15 protein-coding genes are annotated in these 17,370 nt (G+C 59.6%); all 15 read left to right on the forward strand.

The genetic code is table 11. The features are described from left to right. The first annotated feature begins 32 nt into the window (after positions 1-32). A complete protein-coding gene (pyrH, locus tag ASE98_RS09010) occupies positions 33-776 on the forward strand; it encodes a UMP kinase (protein ID WP_003222124.1) in 744 nt (247 codons plus the stop codon). Then, positions 773-1,330, forward strand: a complete 558-nt coding sequence (gene frr, locus ASE98_RS09015; protein WP_028622555.1) for a ribosome recycling factor — start codon at positions 773-775, stop codon at positions 1,328-1,330. The genes pyrH and frr overlap by 4 nt, the downstream gene beginning before the upstream one ends. 13 nt (positions 1,331-1,343) lie before the next feature. Next, positions 1,344-2,099 (forward strand): polyprenyl diphosphate synthase, encoded by a 756-nt coding sequence (gene uppS / locus ASE98_RS09020; protein ID WP_060541030.1) that lies wholly within the window; start codon positions 1,344-1,346, stop codon positions 2,097-2,099. Beyond that, positions 2,099-2,905 carry a phosphatidate cytidylyltransferase gene (locus tag ASE98_RS09025; RefSeq protein ID WP_060541031.1) on the forward strand — a complete coding sequence of 269 codons (807 nt, stop codon included), beginning with the start codon at positions 2,099-2,101 and terminating at the stop codon, positions 2,903-2,905. Before uppS ends, ASE98_RS09025 begins: the two co-directional genes overlap by 1 nt. Beyond that, positions 2,902-4,092 carry a 1-deoxy-D-xylulose-5-phosphate reductoisomerase gene (gene ispC, locus ASE98_RS09030; protein ID WP_060541032.1) on the forward strand — a complete coding sequence of 397 codons (1,191 nt, stop codon included), beginning with the start codon at positions 2,902-2,904 and terminating at the stop codon, positions 4,090-4,092. Before ASE98_RS09025 ends, ispC begins: the two co-directional genes overlap by 4 nt. 55 nt (positions 4,093-4,147) lie before the next feature. After that, positions 4,148-5,500 (forward strand): sigma E protease regulator RseP, encoded by a 1,353-nt coding sequence (gene rseP, locus ASE98_RS09035; RefSeq protein WP_060541033.1) that lies wholly within the window; start codon positions 4,148-4,150, stop codon positions 5,498-5,500. Positions 5,501-5,572: 72 nt separating this feature from the next. After that, positions 5,573-7,948, forward strand: coding sequence for an outer membrane protein assembly factor BamA (bamA, locus tag ASE98_RS09040; RefSeq protein WP_060541034.1), 2,376 nt, complete (start codon positions 5,573-5,575; stop codon positions 7,946-7,948). A gap of 45 nt (positions 7,949-7,993) precedes the next feature. Next, a complete protein-coding gene (locus ASE98_RS09045; RefSeq protein ID WP_060541035.1) occupies positions 7,994-8,497 on the forward strand; it encodes an OmpH family outer membrane protein in 504 nt (167 codons plus the stop codon). A 2-nt stretch (positions 8,498-8,499) separates the two neighbouring features. After that, positions 8,500-9,555, forward strand: coding sequence for a UDP-3-O-(3-hydroxymyristoyl)glucosamine N-acyltransferase (gene lpxD / locus ASE98_RS09050; RefSeq protein WP_060541036.1), 1,056 nt, complete (start codon positions 8,500-8,502; stop codon positions 9,553-9,555). 108 nt (positions 9,556-9,663) lie between these two features. Next, positions 9,664-10,104, forward strand: coding sequence for a 3-hydroxyacyl-ACP dehydratase FabZ (fabZ, locus tag ASE98_RS09055; RefSeq protein WP_007907157.1), 441 nt, complete (start codon positions 9,664-9,666; stop codon positions 10,102-10,104). Next, positions 10,101-10,877, forward strand: a complete 777-nt coding sequence (gene lpxA, locus ASE98_RS09060) for an acyl-ACP--UDP-N-acetylglucosamine O-acyltransferase (protein ID WP_060541037.1) — start codon at positions 10,101-10,103, stop codon at positions 10,875-10,877. Before fabZ ends, lpxA begins: the two co-directional genes overlap by 4 nt. Positions 10,878-10,879: 2 nt before the next feature. Continuing rightward, positions 10,880-12,010, forward strand: coding sequence for a lipid-A-disaccharide synthase (gene lpxB / locus ASE98_RS09065; RefSeq protein WP_060541038.1), 1,131 nt, complete (start codon positions 10,880-10,882; stop codon positions 12,008-12,010). 11 nt (positions 12,011-12,021) lie between these two features. Next, positions 12,022-12,648, forward strand: a complete 627-nt coding sequence (gene rnhB / locus ASE98_RS09070; RefSeq protein WP_060541039.1) for a ribonuclease HII — start codon at positions 12,022-12,024, stop codon at positions 12,646-12,648. A 77-nt stretch (positions 12,649-12,725) separates the two neighbouring features. After that, positions 12,726-16,247, forward strand: a complete 3,522-nt coding sequence (gene dnaE, locus ASE98_RS09075) for a DNA polymerase III subunit alpha (RefSeq protein ID WP_060541040.1) — start codon at positions 12,726-12,728, stop codon at positions 16,245-16,247. Between the two features lie 153 nt (positions 16,248-16,400). Further along, positions 16,401-17,348 (forward strand): acetyl-CoA carboxylase carboxyltransferase subunit alpha, encoded by a 948-nt coding sequence (locus tag ASE98_RS09080; protein ID WP_060541041.1) that lies wholly within the window; start codon positions 16,401-16,403, stop codon positions 17,346-17,348. The last annotated feature ends 22 nt before the right edge of the window (positions 17,349-17,370 follow it).

Consider the following 17,370-nt stretch of genomic DNA (forward strand, 5'->3'; position numbering starts at 1 on the left):
ATTTTTAAAATACGCCGCAGGAGAGATTCGCAATGGCTCAGCAGGGCAGTGGTTATCAGGCTCGCTATAAACGCATTCTACTCAAGCTCAGCGGCGAGGCCCTGATGGGCTCGGAAGAGTTCGGGATCGACCCGAAAGTTCTGGATCGCATGGCCCTGGAAGTTGGTCAACTGGTCGGCATCGGTGTCCAGGTGGGTCTGGTCATCGGCGGCGGCAACCTTTTCCGTGGCGAAGCGCTGAGCAAGGCTGGCATGGATCGGGTCACGGGCGACCACATGGGCATGCTGGCCACTGTGATGAACGCCCTGGCCATGCGCGACGCGCTTGAGCGTGCCAACATCTCGGCCATCGTCATGTCGGCCATTTCCATGGTTGGCGTGACTGATCACTATGATCGCCGCAAGGCCATGCGTCACCTGAACTCCAAGGATGTGGTGATTTTCGCTGCCGGTACCGGTAACCCGTTCTTCACGACGGATTCGGCGGCCTGCCTGCGTGCAATCGAAATCGATGCCGATGTCGTGCTCAAGGCGACCAAGGTCGATGGCGTCTACACCGCCGACCCATTCAAAGACCCGCATGCCGAGAAGTTCGATCATCTGACCTACGATGAAGTACTGGATCGCAAGCTGGGTGTGATGGATCTGACGGCCATCTGCCTGTGCCGCGACCACAAGATGCCGCTGCGCGTCTTTAACATGAACAAGCCCGGCGCCCTGCTGAACATCGTACATGGCGGCGCTGAAGGGACCCTGATCGAGGAAGGCCAACAATGATCAACGAAATCAAGAAAGACGCTCAAGAGCGCATGCAGAAGTCCCTGGAGTCTCTGTCCCACGCCTTTGGGCAGATCCGTACCGGCAAGGCTCACCCGAGTATTCTGGGTAGCGTGATGGTGCCGTACTACGGTGCTGACACCCCGCTGAGCGGCGTCGCCAACGTGACTGTGAAAGATTCCCGGACCCTCCAGGTCGTGGCGTTCGAGCGCAACATGCTCGCGGCAGTCGACAAGGCGATCCAGAGCGCGGGCTTGAACCTCAACCCGACGAACCTGGGTGAGTTGCTGCTGATCTCCATGCCGGCCCTGACCGAGGAAACCCGCAAGGGCTTCACCAAGCAGGCTCGCAGCGCTGCAGAGGATGCCCGTGTTGCCGTGCGCAACATCCGTCGCGACGCGCTGGGTGACCTGAAGAAACTGGTCAAGGACAAGGAAATCAGCGAAGACGAAGAGCGTCGTGCTGCTGCCGATATTCAGAAACTCACCGATAAGGCAGAGGCCGATATCGACGCGGCGACCAAGCAAAAAGAAGCGGACCTGATGGCCGTATAAGGGTCGCGTTTTCATGGAAAAGACCAAGCAGGTTGCACCGTCCCCGGTGCCGCGCCATGTCGCGATCATCATGGATGGTAATAATCGCTGGGCGAAAAAACGCTTTATGCCGGGTGTCGCCGGGCATAAAGCGGGTGTGGATGCGGTTCGTGCGGTTATTGAGGTGTGTGCCGAGGCCAAGGTCGAAGTATTGACCCTGTTCGCGTTCTCCAGCGAGAACTGGCAGCGCCCCGCCGATGAGGTCAGCGCCTTGATGGATCTGTTCTTCAAGGCGTTGCGTCGCGAGGCCAAGCGCCTCGACGAAAACAACATCAGTTTGCGCATCATTGGTGACCGCTCGCGCTTTCATCCCGAGCTTCAGGCCGCGATGCGCGAAGCTGAGGCCATGACCGCGGGTGCCAACCGTTTCGTCCTGCAGATCGCCGCCAACTACGGCGGCCAATGGGATATCGCGCAAGCGGCGCAGCGACTGGCAAGGGAAGTCCAGGCCGGGCATCTGCGTCCGGAAGACATTACCCCTGAGTTGTTGCAGACCTGCCTGGCTACCGGTGATCTGCCGTTGCCGGACCTGTGCATCCGCACGGGGGGTGAGCACCGCATCAGCAACTTCCTGCTGTGGCAGCTGGCTTATGCCGAGTTGTACTTCTCCGACCTGTTCTGGCCGGACTTCAAACACGACGCCATGCGTAACGCGCTGGCCGATTTCGCTTCCCGCCAGCGCCGCTTCGGTAAAACGAGCGAGCAGGTCGAGGCTGGAGCCCGGGTTTAATGCTTAAACAACGAATCATCACTGCGCTGATCCTGCTGCCGATAGCCCTGTGCGGGTTTTTTCTGCTCGAGGGTTCCGGTTTTGCGCTGTTCATCGGGCTGGTCGTCACGCTGGGTGCCTGGGAATGGGCACGCCTGGCGGGCTTTACCGCTCAGCCAGTCCGTGTCGCCTATGCCGCTGTCGTCGCCTTGATGTTGTTTGTCATGCACCTTGTGCCGGGGCTGGCGCCCTGGGTACTGGGTGCCTCGGTGCTCTGGTGGGGGGTCGCGACGTGGCTGGTGCTGACCTATCCGCGCTCCAGCGAACATTGGGCCAGCGCGGCCTGCAAGCTGGTGATCGGTCTGTTGATCCTGCTGCCGGCCTGGCAAGGTCTGGTGCAGATCAAGCAGTACCCGCTGGGCAACTGGCTGATCATGGCGGTGATGGTGCTGGTGTGGGGGGCTGACATCGGCGCCTACTTTTCCGGCCGGGCCTTCGGCAAGCGCAAGCTGGCGCCGCAGGTCAGTCCGGGCAAGAGTTGGGAGGGCGTCTACGGAGGCCTGGCCCTGAGTCTGGTCATCACCGTGCTCGTTGGCTTTTTCCGCGACTGGACCGTTGCCGAACTGTTCAAGGGGCTGATCGGCGCGGCCTTGATCGTGTTTATCTCGGTGGTGGGTGACCTCACCGAAAGCATGTTCAAGCGTCAGTCAGGCATCAAGGACAGCAGTAACCTGTTGCCCGGTCACGGTGGCGTGCTGGATCGAATCGACAGCCTGACCGCTGCGATCCCGGTGTTTGCCGTACTGCTGTGGATGGCCGCTCCATGAGCCGCCCGCAGCAGATTACCGTTCTGGGGGCTACCGGCTCGATCGGCCTGAGCACCCTTGACGTTATCGCTCGTCATCCCGAGCGTTACCAGGTTTTTGCCCTGAGCGGTTACACGCGCTTGAGTGAGTTGCTGGCGCTTTGCGTACGTCACAACCCGCGTTTCGCCGTGGTGCCCGAGGCGGCAGGGGCTCGACGCCTGCAGGACGATTTGCGTGCTGCGGGCCTTGCCACCCGTGTCCTGGTGGGTGAGGAGGGCCTGTGTCAGGTGGCCGCCGATCCTGAAGTCGACGCGGTCATGGCGGCGATTGTCGGTGCGGCAGGCTTGCGTCCGACACTGGCAGCGGTCGAGGCCGGCAAAAAAATTCTGCTGGCCAACAAAGAAGCGCTGGTCATGTCCGGTGCGCTGTTCATGCAGGCCGTGCGCAAGAGTGGGTCGGTGTTGCTGCCGATCGACAGCGAGCACAACGCGATTTTCCAGTGCATGCCACGGGATTTCGCCAGAGGCCTGGGCGAAGTCGGGGTGCGTCGGATTTTGCTGACAGCCTCCGGCGGTCCGTTCCGACAGACACCCATGGCCGAACTGGCGCATGTTTCACCTGATCAGGCGTGCGCGCACCCGAATTGGTCCATGGGGCGCAAGATTTCTGTCGACTCGGCCAGCATGATGAACAAAGGGCTCGAATTGATTGAGGCCTGCTGGTTGTTCGATGCCCAGCCGTCCCAGGTCGAAGTGGTGATCCATCCGCAGAGCGTGATTCATTCGCTGGTCGATTATGTGGACGGGTCCGTGCTGGCTCAACTGGGCAACCCGGACATGCGTACACCGATCGCCAATGCGCTGGCGTGGCCGGAACGAATCGACTCGGGCGTGGCGCCACTGGATCTGTTTGCCATTGCCCGCCTGGATTTCGAGGCGCCCGACGAAGAGCGTTTCCCGTGTCTGCGGCTGGCCCGGCAGGCTGCGCAAGCCGGTAACAGTGCGCCGGCCATGCTCAATGCTGCGAACGAAGTGGCTGTGGCGGCATTTCTCGACGGACGGGTACGTTACCTGGAAATCGCGAGTATCATCGAGGAAGTATTGAATCTCGAGCCCGTGGTCGTGGTGAATGATCTGCAGGCAGTGTTCACGGCGGACGCGAAGGCGCGAGAACTGGCCGGACAATGGTTGAGTCGTCACGGGCGGTAAGTGCTGCGCACAGATTGAACCCATGCAGCAGCGGATAGGATTGCGGAGAAAGTAGATGAGCGCGCTCTATATGATTGTCGGCACCCTGGTTGCTTTGGGTGTGCTGGTTACCTTCCACGAGTTCGGCCACTTTTGGGTCGCGCGTCGCTGTGGGGTCAAAGTGCTGCGTTTCTCCGTGGGCTTTGGCATGCCGTTGCTGCGCTGGCACGACAAGCAGGGTACCGAGTTCGTAGTGGCCGCCATCCCGTTGGGCGGCTACGTGAAAATGCTCGACGAGCGCGAAGGTGAAGTTCCCCTCGACCAGATCGAGCAGTCTTTCAACCGTAAATCTGTCCGCCAGCGTATTGCTATCGTAGCGGCAGGACCGATTGCCAACTTCCTGCTGGCCTTGGTGTTCTTCTGGGCGCTGGCGATGCTGGGAAGCGAGCAGGTGCGCCCGGTCATCGGCGCAGTCGAGTCTGGCAGCATTGCCGCGAAGGCCGGGTTGAGCCCGGGCCAGGAAATTGTTGCCATCGACGGCGAACCGACTACCGGCTGGGCTGCGGTGAATCTGCAATTGGTCCGTCGCCTGGGGGAAAGCGGTTCCTTGCAGGTAATGGTCCGTGAGCAGGGTTCCACGGCTGATTCGCCGCGCGAACTGGCGCTGGATAAATGGCTGAAAGGGGCCGATGAGCCCGATCCGATACATTCGCTGGGTATTCGCCCTTGGCGTCCGGCGTTGCCGCCGGTGCTGGCTGAGCTCGATCCGAAAGGGCCAGCCCAGGCGGCCGGCCTGAAGACCGGTGACCGCTTGCTGGCGCTCGATGGTCGCCCGCTCGAGGACTGGCAGCAGGTCGTTGATACCGTGCGCAAGCAGCCGGACAGCAAAATCATGCTGCGGGTCGAGCGTGACGGTGCGCAGATCGATGTTCCTGTCACCCTGGCTGCCCGTGGCGAGAGCAAGGCACCCAGTGGATACCTGGGGGCGGGCGTCAAGGCGGTGGACTGGCCGCCGGAGATGGTTCGCGAGGTAAGCTACGGTCCGCTGGCCGCGATTGGCGAAGGTGCACGACGTACCTGGACCATGAGCGTACTGACCCTCGATTCGCTCAAGAAAATGTTGTTCGGCGAGCTCTCGGTAAAAAACTTGAGTGGACCGATAACCATTGCTAAAGTGGCGGGCGCTTCGGCCCAGTCGGGTGTCGCTGATTTCCTGAATTTCCTTGCGTATCTGAGTATTAGCCTGGGAGTTCTGAATCTGCTGCCCATTCCTGTACTGGATGGGGGGCATTTGTTGTTTTATCTGATCGAGTGGGCGCGTGGTCGTCCCTTGTCAGATCGGGTGCAAGGTTGGGGGATACAGATCGGTATCAGTTTGGTGATCGGAGTGATGTTGCTCGCTCTGGTCAATGATCTGGGCCGACTGTAACGTCGCTGAATTGCGAATCTGCCGCATTTTGCGGCAGTTTGTTTATTGCCAGTTGGAATAAGAAAGGACTTCATGAAACGTCTGCTGCTAACTGCGGTTCTCACCGTATTGATGATCGCCGAAGTTCACGCCGAGTCCTTCACTATCTCTGATATTCGCGTCAATGGCCTCCAGCGGGTCTCCGCGGGTAGCGTCTTTGGTGCCTTGCCGTTGAACGTCGGTGAACAGGCGGATGATCGTCGCCTGGTGGAATCCACTCGTGCGTTGTTCAAAACCGGTTTCTTTCAAGATATCCAGCTGGGTCGCGATGGCAACGTACTTGTCATCACGGTAGTGGAGCGTCCATCGGTCGCCAGTATCGAGATCGAAGGCAACAAGGCGATCTCCACTGAAGATCTGATGAAAGGCCTCAAGCAATCCGGTCTGGCCGAAGGCGAGATCTTCCAGCGCGCCACCCTCGAAGGTGTACGTAACGAACTGCAGCGCCAGTACGTCGCTCAGGGTCGCTACTCGGCTACCGTCGATACCGAAGTCGTGCCGCAGCCGCGTAACCGCGTCGGCCTGAAGGTCAACATCAACGAAGGTACGGTTGCCGCTATCCAGCACATCAACGTGGTGGGTAACACCGTCTTCCCTGAAGAAGACCTGGTCGACCTGTTCGAACTCAAGACCACCAACTGGTTGTCGTTCTTCAAGAACGACGACAAGTACGCCCGTGAAAAACTGTCCGGTGACCTGGAGCGCCTGCGTTCCTACTACCTGGATCGTGGCTATATCAACATGGATATCGCTTCGACCCAGGTTTCGATCACTCCGGACAAAAAGCACGTCTATATCACTGTCAACGTCAACGAAGGCGAGAAGTACACCGTTCGTGACGTCAAGCTCAGCGGTGACCTGAAAGTCCCTGAAGACCAGGTCAAGTCGCTGTTGCTGGTTGAGAAGGGCCAGGTGTTCTCGCGCAAGCTGATGACCACCACGTCTGAACTGATCACCCGTCGTCTGGGTAACGAGGGTTACACCTTCGCCAACGTCAACGGCGTGCCAGTACCTCACGATGACGACCACACCGTGGACATCACCTTCGCTGTCGATCCGGGCAAGCGTGCTTACGTCAATCGCATCAACTTCCGTGGCAATACCAAGTCCGAAGACGAAGTACTGCGTCGTGAAATGCGTCAGATGGAAGGCGGCTGGGCTTCGACCTACCTGATCGACCAATCCAAGACCCGTCTGGAGCGTCTGGGCTTCTTCAAGGAAGTCAACGTAGAGACTCCGGCCGTGCCAGGTGTCGATGACCAGGTCGATGTCAACTACAGCGTTGAAGAGCAGGCTTCCGGTTCGATCACCGCCAGCGTCGGTTTCGCCCAGAGCGCGGGCTTGATTCTCGGTGGTTCGATCACCCAGAACAACTTCCTGGGTACCGGTAACAAGGTCAGCGTCGGCCTGACCAAAAGCGAATACCAGACCCGCTACAACTTCGGTTTCGTTGACCCCTACTGGACCGCCGATGGCGTGAGCCTGGGTTACAACGCGTTCTACCGCACGACTGACTACGATGAACTCGATACTGACGTTGCCAGCTACGCCGTAGACAGCCTGGGTGCCGGTGTGAGTGTCGGTTATCCAATCAGCGAGACTTCGCGTCTGACCTTCGGCCTGAATGCGCAACAAGACGAAATCAAGACCGGCGTTTACACCGTTGACGAGATTTTCGACTTCGTAAACCAGGAAGGCGACAAGTACCTGAACTTCAAGGCGTCGGCCGGTTGGTCCGAGTCCACCCTGAACAAGGGCGTGCTCGCCACCCGTGGCCACTCCCAGAGCCTGGTGCTGGAAAGCACCATCCCTGGCAGCGACCTGTCGTTCTTCAAGCTCGACTACCGTGGCCAGTTGTTCCAGCCGCTGACCGAAAACTACACGGTGCGCCTGCATACCGAATTGGGTTATGGCGATGGTTACGGTTCGACCGATGGCTTGCCGTTCTATGAAAACTACTATGCTGGTGGCTTCAACTCGGTACGTGGCTTCAAGGACAGCTCCCTGGGTCCTCGCAGTACGCCAAGTACCGGCAAGAATCCCGGCACCGCGTTTGACCCGGACCAGGATCCGCTGCCGTTTGGTGGTAACGTCCTGATCCAGGGTGGTGCAGAACTGCTGTTCCCTCTGCCGTTCGTCAAGGATCAACGTTCCCTGCGCACCTCGGTATTCTGGGATGTGGGTAACGTATTCGACTCGTCGTGCTCCGATAGCACCAACGCCGATGGCACTCCGTCCAATACCAAGTGCAACGACATCAGCCTGAGCAACATGGCCAGTTCTGTCGGTTTAGGCGTGACCTGGGTGACTGCGCTGGGTCCTCTGAGCTTCGCTTTGGCCATGCCAGTGAAGAAACCGGATGACGCTGATACTCAAGTGTTCCAATTCTCCCTCGGCCAGACGTTCTAAGCGTCTGACCCAAGATAACGACAACGGATTTTTTAGGGGTGCATCGTGCGTAAGTTGACTCAATTGGTTCTGCTGGCTTCCGTACTGGTAGCAGGCCCGGCATTTGCCGACATGAAAATCGCTGTCCTGAACTATCAGATGGCTCTGCTGGAATCCGACGCAGCCAAGAAATACGCTGTGGATGCCGAGAAGAAGTTCGGTCCTCAGTTGACCAAGCTCAAGACGCTGGAAAGCAGCGCCAAGGGCATCCAGGATCGTCTGGTGGCAGGTGGCGACAAGATGCAGCAAGGCGAGCGTGAGCGCCTTGAGCTCGAGTTCAAGCAAAAGGCCCGTGACTTCCAGTTCCAGTCCAAGGAGCTGAACGAAGCCAAAGCTGTTGCCGACCGTGAAATGCTGAAGCAGCTCAAGCCGAAACTGGACAGCGCTGTGGAAGAAGTCATCAAGAAAGGTGCTTTTGACCTGGTCTTCGAGCGTGGCGCAGTGATTGATGTCAAACCTCAGTACGACATCACTCGCCAGGTTATCGAGCGCATGAATCAGCTGAAGTAACCATGACAGCGACTATAAAGCTCGGCCAGCTGGCCGAGTTCCTCGGCGCCACGTTACGTGGCGACCCGGAGAAAGCAATCACTGGGCTAGCCACCTTGCAGGAGGCTGGCCCAGCTCAGTTGAGCTTTCTGGCAAATCCTCAATACCGTAAATACCTGGCAGACAGCCGGGCCGCAGCCCTGTTGCTGAAGGCTGCTGATGCCGAAGGTTTTTCCGGTGATGCCCTGGTGGTGCCTGATCCGTACCTGGCCTACGCGCGCATTTCCCATTTGTTCGATCCCAAGCCCAAGGCAGTTGCCGGTATTCACCCGACAGCGGCAGTGGCCGAGGACGCAGTGGTTGATCCGGCAGCGAGCATCGGTGCGTTTGCGGTAATCGAAAGCGGCGCGCGTATTGCGGCGGGCGTGACCATCGGCGCTCATTGCTTCATCGGTGCGCGCTGCGAAATCGGCGAAGGCGGCTGGTTGGCCCCGCGTGTCACGCTGTACCACGACGTGCGCATCGGCAAGCGAGTGGTCATTCAGTCCGGTGCCGTGCTCGGCGGGGAAGGCTTCGGTTTTGCCAACGAGAAAGGTGTCTGGCAGAAAATCGCCCAGATCGGTGGTGTGTTGGTCGGTGACGATGTTGAGATCGGCGTGAATACCGCTATAGATCGCGGCGCGCTGGCCGATACCATTCTCGGTAATGGCGTCAAGCTCGACAACCAGATCCAGATTGCCCACAACGTGCAGGTCGGCGATCACACCGCCATGGCTGCCTGCGTGGGGATTTCCGGCAGCACCAAGATCGGCAAGCATTGCATGCTTGCCGGTGGCGTAGGGCTGGTGGGGCATATCGAAATTTGCGACAACGTTTTCATCACCGGAATGACCATGGTGACCCATTCGATAACCGAAAAGGGTGCCTATTCTTCCGGTACAGCCATGCAACCGGCTGCCGAGTGGCGCAAAAGCGCGGCACGCATCCGCCAGCTCGATGACATCGCGCGGCGACTGCGACAACTGGAAAAGCAGGTTGGGGAAGTGACCCCTGACGGTAATGCTTCATCAGATGGCTGATACCATTTCCATATCAAGTATGCACAGCTACTAGACTGCATCCTTGATTTGCTAGAGGAGTGCGTGCCCCTCGCGCGCTCCCAATCTTTACATAGGCTTCCCCCCGAAATGATGGACATCAACGAGATTCGCGAATACCTGCCTCACCGTTACCCGTTCCTGCTGGTGGACCGGGTAGTGGACCTCGATGTGGAAGGCAAGCGCATTCGCGCCTACAAGAATGTCAGCATCAACGAACCGTTCTTCAATGGTCATTTCCCTGCGCATCCAATCATGCCGGGCGTACTGATCATCGAAGCGATGGCTCAGGCTGCCGGGATCCTTGGTTTCAAAATGCTCGATGTGAAGCCGGCCGACGGCACCCTTTACTACTTCGTCGGCTCCGACAAGCTGCGCTTCCGTCAGCCGGTGTTGCCGGGCGATCAGTTGATCCTTGAAGCCAAGTTCCTGAGCTGCAAGCGTCAGATCTGGAAGTTCGAATGCCAGGCTTCGGTCGATGGCAAGCCGGTCTGCTCCGCTGAAATCATCTGTGCGGAACGCAAGCTATGAGTTTGATTGACCCTCGCGCAATCATCGATCCGACGGCCGTACTGGCCGAGGGTGTCGAGGTCGGCCCATGGTCGATCATCGGCGCAGGTGTGGAAATCGGCGAGGGGACAGTGATCGGGCCACACGTGATCCTCAAAGGGCCGACCCGGATTGGTAAGCACAACCGCATCTACCAGTTTTCCTCGGTGGGTGAAGACACGCCGGACCTCAAATACAAAGGCGAAGAGACCCGCCTGGTAATTGGCGACCACAACACCATCCGTGAGGGCGTGACGATTCACCGTGGCACCATCCAGGACCGTGCGGAAACGACCCTGGGCGATCACAATCTGATCATGGCCTACGCGCACATCGGTCACGACAGTGTCATCGGCAATCATTGCATCCTGGTGAACAACACTGCACTGGCTGGCCACGTGCACGTGCATGACTGGGCGATCCTGTCCGGCTTTACCCTGGTCCATCAGTACTGCCACATCGGCGCTCACAGCTTTTCCGGCATGGGCACCGCCATCGGCAAGGATGTTCCTGCCTACGTCACAGTGTTCGGTAACCCGGCCGAAGCCCGCAGCATGAACTTCGAAGGCATGCGCCGTCGTGGTTTCAGCGAGGACGCCATTCACGCCCTGCGTCGTGCCTACAAGGTGGTTTACCGCCAGGGCCTGACGGTAGAGCAGGCGCTCGCCGAGCTGGCCGAACCCTCGGCGCAATTCCCGGAAGTGGCGGTATTTCGCGACTCCATCCAGTCTTCGACTCGCGGCATCACCCGCTAATCATGGCCAATCTGCGTATTGCGCTGGTGGCGGGCGAGGCTTCCGGTGACATTCTGGGCGCCGGTCTCATGCGCGCGCTCAAGGCTCAACACCCGGCGGTCGAGTTCATTGGTGTCGGCGGGCCGTTGATGCAGGCCGAAGGCCTGACTTCGTACTTCCCCATGGAACGCCTGTCGGTCATGGGCCTGGTGGAAGTGCTGGGCCGGTTGCGCGAGTTGCTGGCGCGACGCAAGAAGCTGGTTGCCGACCTGATCGCCGCGAAGCCGGATGTGTTCATCGGTATCGATGCCCCGGACTTCAACCTCAATATCGAACTCAAGCTGCGTCAGGCCGGGATCAAGACCGTGCATTACGTCAGCCCGTCGGTCTGGGCCTGGCGGCAGAAGCGGGTGCTGAAGATTCGCGAGGGTTGCGACCTGATGCTTACGCTGTTCCCGTTCGAAGCGAAATTCTATGAAGAAAAGGGCGTGCCGGTGCGATTTGTCGGGCACACCCTGGCCGATGCCATACCGCTTGAGGCCGATCGCGCGGCCGCCCGGGCTCAGCTCGGATTGCCTGACGGGCCGCTGGTAGCGCTGATGCCTGGCAGCCGCGGCGGTGAAGTCGGCCGGCTTGGCGCATTGTTTTTCGATACGGCGCAACGCCTGCGGGCCCTGCGTCCGGGCGTGCGCTTCGTCGTGCCTTGCGCCAGCCCGCAGCGTCGGGCGCAGCTTGAAGAGCTGTTGGCCGGTCGCGACTTGCCCCTGACGTTGCTCGACGGTCAGTCCCATCTGGCGCTGGCGGCCTGCGACGCCGTGCTGATTGCCTCGGGAACGGCGACGCTTGAAGCGCTGCTGTACAAGCGGCCAATGGTGGTCGCCTACCGAATGGCGCCTCTGACGTTCTGGATTCTCAGGCGCATGGTGAAAAGCCCGTACGTCTCCCTGCCGAACCTGCTGGCCCAGCGGTTGCTGGTGCCCGAGTTGTTGCAGGACGATGCGACAGTCGAAACCCTGGCTCAGACGCTGTCGCCGCTGATCGAAGGTGGCGAAGAGCAGACCCGTGGCTTCGATGAAATTCACCGGACCCTGCGTCTGGATGCCTCCAATCAGGCTGCGGACGCAGTACTGAAGTTGATCGGCCAAGCACAATGAGTAAAACAAGCATGCAAATGGGCCTGGATTTCACCTTGGTCGCCGAAGTCGAAGAACTGGTTGCCGGAGTCGATGAGGTCGGTCGCGGCCCGCTCTGTGGTGCGGTGGTCACGGCGGCGGTGATCCTTGATCCGAACCGTCCGATCCTCGGTCTGAATGACTCGAAAAAGCTCACCGAGGCGCGGCGCGAAAAACTCTACGACGAAATCTGCGAAAAGGCTCTGAGCTGGTGCATCGCTCGCGCTGAAGTCGAAGAAATCGACGAGCTGAACATCCTTCACGCCACCATGCTGGCCATGCAGCGCGCGGTGGCAGGTCTGCACATCCAGCCGAAACTGGCGATGATCGACGGCAACCGTTGCCCGAAACTGCCGATGCGTGCCGAGGCGGTGGTGCAGGGCGATGGCAAGGTGCCGGCGATCGCCGCGGCATCGATCCTGGCCAAGGTCAGCCGTGACCGTGAAATGGCTGCTTTCGAATTGATCTACCCGGGTTACGGGATCGGCGGCCATAAAGGCTACCCGACGCCCGTTCATCTGGAAGCGCTCGCGCGCCTGGGGCCGACGCCTATTCACCGGCGCTCGTTCGCTCCAGTGCGTCTGGCATACGAAGCGCGGGAAAGCCTGATCGAGAGTTAGCCACAAGGCTGATTTTTTTTGCCAAGGCCCGGTACAATCCGGGCCTTGTTGTTTTCATGACTCAACGCAGGATCACTATGCCGGCTTCATTCGTTCATCTACGCCTGCACACTGAATACTCCCTGGTCGACGGTCTGGTGCGGATCAAGCCGCTGGTCAAGACCCTGGTGGGCATGAACATGCCTGCCGTCGCGGTCACCGACCAGAACAACATGTGTTCCCTGGTCAAATTCTATAAAAACGCCATGGGTGCCGGGATCAAGCCGATCTGCGGCGCTGACCTGTGGCTGTCGAACAAGGACCCGGATAACCCGCTGAGCCGCATCAGCCTGCTGGTGATGAATGCCGAAGGTTATCGCAACCTCACCGAGCTGATTTCTCGCGGTTTCATCGATGGTCAGCGCAACGGCTCGATCATCATCGAGCGCGAGTGGGTCGCCGAGGCAAGCGACGGCTTGATCATGCTCTCGGCGGCGAAAGAGGGCGAGATCGGCCAGGCCATGCTCAGCGGCAACCCCGCGGAAGCCGAAACCCTGGCCCGTGAGTGGATGGCGGTCTTCCCGGATCGTTTCTACCTGGAAATCCAGCGCACCAACCGCCCCAATGATGAAGAACAACTGCACGGTGCCGTGGCGCTGGCCGAGAAGATTGGTGCGCCGCTGGTGGCAACCAACGACGTGCGCTTCATCAAGCAGGAAGACTTCGCCGCCCACGAAACCCGCGTTTGCATCGGCGAGGGCCGCGCCCTCGACGATCCGCGGCGTTCGAAGAACTACAGCGACCAGCAGTACCTCAAAAGCGCCGAGGAAATGGCCGAGCTGTTCAGCGACATTCCCGAGGCGCTGGAAAACACCGTCGAGATCGCCAAGCGCTGCAACATTGAAGTGAAGCTGGGCACGCACTTCCTGCCCAACTTCCCGATTCCCGATGGCATGACCATCGACGAGTATTTCCGCAAGGTGTCCTTCGATGGTCTGGAGGAGCGCCTTGCCGTTCTGCTGCCCAAGGACACCACCGAAGACTACGAAGCCAAGCGTCAGGTCTACGTCGACCGGCTGAATTTCGAGCTGGATATCATCATCCAGATGGGTTTCCCCGGTTACTTCCTGATCGTGATGGACTTTATCCAGTGGGCCAAGAGCAACGGCGTGCCGGTCGGTCCTGGCCGGGGGTCGGGTGCCGGCTCGCTGGTGGCTTATGTGCAGAAGATCACCGACCTTGATCCGCTGGAATATGACCTGCTGTTCGAACGTTTTCTCAACCCGGAACGGGTATCGATGCCCGACTTCGACGTCGACTTCTGCATGGATGGTCGCGACCGGGTGATCGACTACGTGGCCGAGAAATACGGCCGCAACGCAGTGAGCCAGATCATCACCTTCGGTTCCATGGCCGCCAAGGCTGTGGTGCGTGACGTGGCGCGGGTGCAGGGCAAGTCCTATGGCCTGGCGGATCGCCTGTCCAAGATGATTCCGTTCGAAGTCGGCATGACCCTGGAAAAGGCCTACGAGCAGGAAGAAATCCTGCGCGACTTCATCAAGGTCGATGAAGAAGCGGCGGAAATCTGGGAGATGGCCCGCAAGCTCGAAGGCGTGGTGCGTAACGTCGGCAAGCACGCCGGTGGTGTGGTTATCGCACCGACCAAGCTGACCGACTTTTCGCCGATCTATTGCGACGAAGCCGGTGATGGCCTGGTAACCCAGTTCGACAAGGACGACGTTGAAGCTGCCGGGCTGGTGAAGTTCGACTTCCTCGGCCTGCGGACCCTGACGATCATCGACTGGGCGCTGAAAACCATCAATCGCGACCGCGCCAAGGTCAACGAACCGCCGCTGGATATCGCCTTTATCCCGCTGGACGACAAGCCGACCTACTCGCTGCTGCAAAAAGCCGAAACCACGGCGGTGTTCCAGCTTGAATCCCGGGGCATGAAAGAGCTGATCAAAAAGCTCAAGCCCGACTGCCTGGAAGACTTGATCGCACTGGTGGCACTGTTCCGTCCGGGCCCGCTGCAATCGGGCATGGTGGACGACTTCATCAACCGTAAGCACGGTCGAGCCGAACTGGCGTACCCGCACTCGGATTACCAGTACGAAGGCTTGAAGCCAGTGCTGGCACCGACCTACGGCATCATCCTGTATCAGGAACAGGTGATGCAGATTGCCCAGGTCATGGCCGGTTACACCCTCGGCGGCGCAGACATGCTGCGTCGAGCCATGGGTAAGAAAAAGCCCGAGGAAATGGCCAAGCAGCGCGGCGGTTTCATTGAGGGTTGTGCGACCAACAACATCGACGCGGACCTGGCCGGTAACATCTTCGACCTGGTGGAAAAATTCGCCGGTTACGGCTTCAACAAATCCCACTCGGCGGCGTATGGCCTGGTGTCGTACCAGACCGCGTGGCTGAAAGCGCATTACCCGGCGCCGTTCATGGCGGCGGTGCTCTCGGCGGATATGCACAACACCGACAAGGTCGTGACCTTGATCGAGGAAGTGCGCACGATGAAGCTGCGTCTCGACGCGCCGGACGTGAACACCTCCGAGTTCAAGTTCACGGTGAACGACGAAGGCCGGATCATCTATGGCCTGGGCGCGATCAAGGGCGTGGGCGAGGGGCCGGTCGAAGCGATCACCGAAGCGCGGTTGGCCGGTCCGTTCAAGGATCTGTTCGATTTCTGCGCCCGTGTCGACCTCAAGCGCATCAACAAGCGGACCCTCGACGGCTTGATCCGCAGCGGTGCCCTGGATCGCCTTGGCCCGTATTTCCATGATGAACAGAAGGCCTATCAGGCCAATATCGACCGCAACCGCGCGGTATTGCTGACGGCCATGGAAGAAGCCATCAAGGCGGCCGAGCAGACTGCCCGCACCCAGGACAGTGGGCACGCCGACCTGTTTGGCGGGTTATTCGTCGAGGAAGACGCCGACGTCTACGCCAACCACCGCAAGGCCAAGGAGTTGACCCTCAAGGAACGCCTGAAAGGGGAAAAAGACACCTTGGGCCTGTACCTGACCGGTCACCCGATTGATGAATACGAAGGTGAAATCCGCCGCTTCGCCCGTCAGCGCATCATCGACCTGAAGCCGGCCCGCGATACCCAGACCGTCGCCGGGATGATCATCGCCCTGCGGGTGATGAAGAACAAAAAGGGCGACAAGATGGGCTTCATCACCCTTGACGACCGTTCCGGGCGAATCGAAGCTTCGTTGTTTGCCGAGGCGTTCCATTCCGCGCAGTCGCTGTTGCAGACCGATGCCATGGTGGTGGTCGAAGGCGAGGTCAGCAATGACGACTTCTCCGGTGGCCTGAAGCTGCGGGTCAAGCGGGTGATGAGCATGGAAGATGCGCGCACCAACCTCGCCGAAAGCCTGCGCCTGAAGTTGCATGCCAAAGACCTCAAGGGCGATCAGCTACGCTGGCTGGGTGAACTGCTCAAGCGTCACCGCGGCGCGTGCCCGGTCACCATGGACTACACCAGCCCTGACGCCAAGGCCTTGTTGCAGTTCGGCGAAGGCTGGCGAATCGATCCGGCGGATGCGTTGATTCAAGCCTTGCGTGACCAGTTCGGGCGAGACAACGTCTTCCTCCAATACCGTTGACGGTGAGGTGGCATTCTTTACTATTGAGAACGCCCCTCGATCTCGACCCGATTTTTTAATCTCGACCTGAACGCGCCTGTCCCTTATGGTAGGGCGCGAATAGACAACCGGCCGGCCCAAGCTCTCTTGGATGTCGACCCAAGACGGACGCCTATGAACCCGAATTTCCTGGATTTCGAACAGCCGATCGCCGACCTGCAAGCCAAGATCGAAGAGTTGCGCTTGGTCGGTAATGACAATTCGCTGAATATCGGCGATGAGATCTCCCGCCTGCAGGACAAGAGCAAAACGCTGACCGAGGACATCTTCGGCAAGCTGACCAGCTGGCAAATCGCACGTCTGGCGCGTCACCCGAAACGTCCTTATACCCTGGACTACATCGAACACATCTTCACCGAGTTCGATGAACTGCACGGTGACCGTCACTTCTCCGACGACGCAGCCATCGTTGGCGGCATTGCCCGTCTGGATGACAAGCCAGTAATGATCATCGGCCACCAGAAAGGCCGTGAAGTGCGTGAGAAGGTTCGCCGCAACTTCGGCATGCCGCGTCCGGAAGGCTACCGCAAGGCTTGCCGCCTGATGGAGATGGCCGAGCGCTTCAAAATGCCGATCCTGACCTTCATCGACACCCCGGGCGCCTACCCTGGCATCGACGCCGAAGAGCGCAACCAGAGCGAAGCGATTGCCTGGAACCTGCGCGTGATGGCGCGCCTGAAAACCCCAATCATCGCCACCGTGATCGGTGAAGGTGGTTCCGGTGGTGCGCTGGCGATTGGTGTCTGCGATCAGTTGAACATGCTGCAGTACTCGACCTACGCGGTGATCTCGCCGGAAGGTTGCGCTTCGATCCTGTGGAAAACCGCCGAGAAAGCGCCGGACGCCGCAGAAGCCATGGGCATCACCGCCGAACGCCTCAAAGGCCTTGGCATCGTGGATAAAGTGATCAGCGAGCCACTGGGCGGCGCGCACCGCGATCCGGCCGCTGCTGCTGCTTCGATCCGCGCCGAGCTGAGCTCGCAACTGGCGATGCTGAAGAAGTTCGACAACGATGCGCTGCTCAAGCGCCGTTACGATCGTCTGATGAGCTACGGTCTGTAATCGACCACGCAATACCCAATGT

The sequence above is a fragment of the Pseudomonas sp. Leaf48 genome (assembly GCF_001421885.1).
Lineage (GTDB): Bacteria > Pseudomonadota > Gammaproteobacteria > Pseudomonadales > Pseudomonadaceae > Aquipseudomonas.

Excerpts from the sequence above, each read along its gene's own strand:
- pyrH (WP_003222124.1), top strand. The coding sequence starts at position 33 with ATGGCTCAGCAGGGCAGTGGTTATCAGGCTCGCTATAAACGCATTCTA.
- frr (WP_028622555.1), top strand. The coding sequence starts at position 773 with ATGATCAACGAAATCAAGAAAGACGCTCAAGAGCGCATGCAGAAGTCC.
- uppS (WP_060541030.1), top strand. The coding sequence starts at position 1,344 with ATGGAAAAGACCAAGCAGGTTGCACCGTCCCCGGTGCCGCGCCATGTC.
- ASE98_RS09025 (WP_060541031.1), top strand. The coding sequence starts at position 2,099 with ATGCTTAAACAACGAATCATCACTGCGCTGATCCTGCTGCCGATAGCC.
- ispC (WP_060541032.1), top strand. The coding sequence starts at position 2,902 with ATGAGCCGCCCGCAGCAGATTACCGTTCTGGGGGCTACCGGCTCGATC.
- rseP (WP_060541033.1), top strand. The coding sequence starts at position 4,148 with ATGAGCGCGCTCTATATGATTGTCGGCACCCTGGTTGCTTTGGGTGTG.
- bamA (WP_060541034.1), top strand. The coding sequence starts at position 5,573 with ATGAAACGTCTGCTGCTAACTGCGGTTCTCACCGTATTGATGATCGCC.
- lpxD (WP_060541036.1), top strand. The coding sequence starts at position 8,500 with ATGACAGCGACTATAAAGCTCGGCCAGCTGGCCGAGTTCCTCGGCGCC.
- fabZ (WP_007907157.1), top strand. The coding sequence starts at position 9,664 with ATGATGGACATCAACGAGATTCGCGAATACCTGCCTCACCGTTACCCG.
- lpxA (WP_060541037.1), top strand. The coding sequence starts at position 10,101 with ATGAGTTTGATTGACCCTCGCGCAATCATCGATCCGACGGCCGTACTG.
- lpxB (WP_060541038.1), top strand. The coding sequence starts at position 10,880 with ATGGCCAATCTGCGTATTGCGCTGGTGGCGGGCGAGGCTTCCGGTGAC.
- rnhB (WP_060541039.1), top strand. The coding sequence starts at position 12,022 with ATGCAAATGGGCCTGGATTTCACCTTGGTCGCCGAAGTCGAAGAACTG.
- dnaE (WP_060541040.1), top strand. The coding sequence starts at position 12,726 with ATGCCGGCTTCATTCGTTCATCTACGCCTGCACACTGAATACTCCCTG.
- ASE98_RS09080 (WP_060541041.1), top strand. The coding sequence starts at position 16,401 with ATGAACCCGAATTTCCTGGATTTCGAACAGCCGATCGCCGACCTGCAA.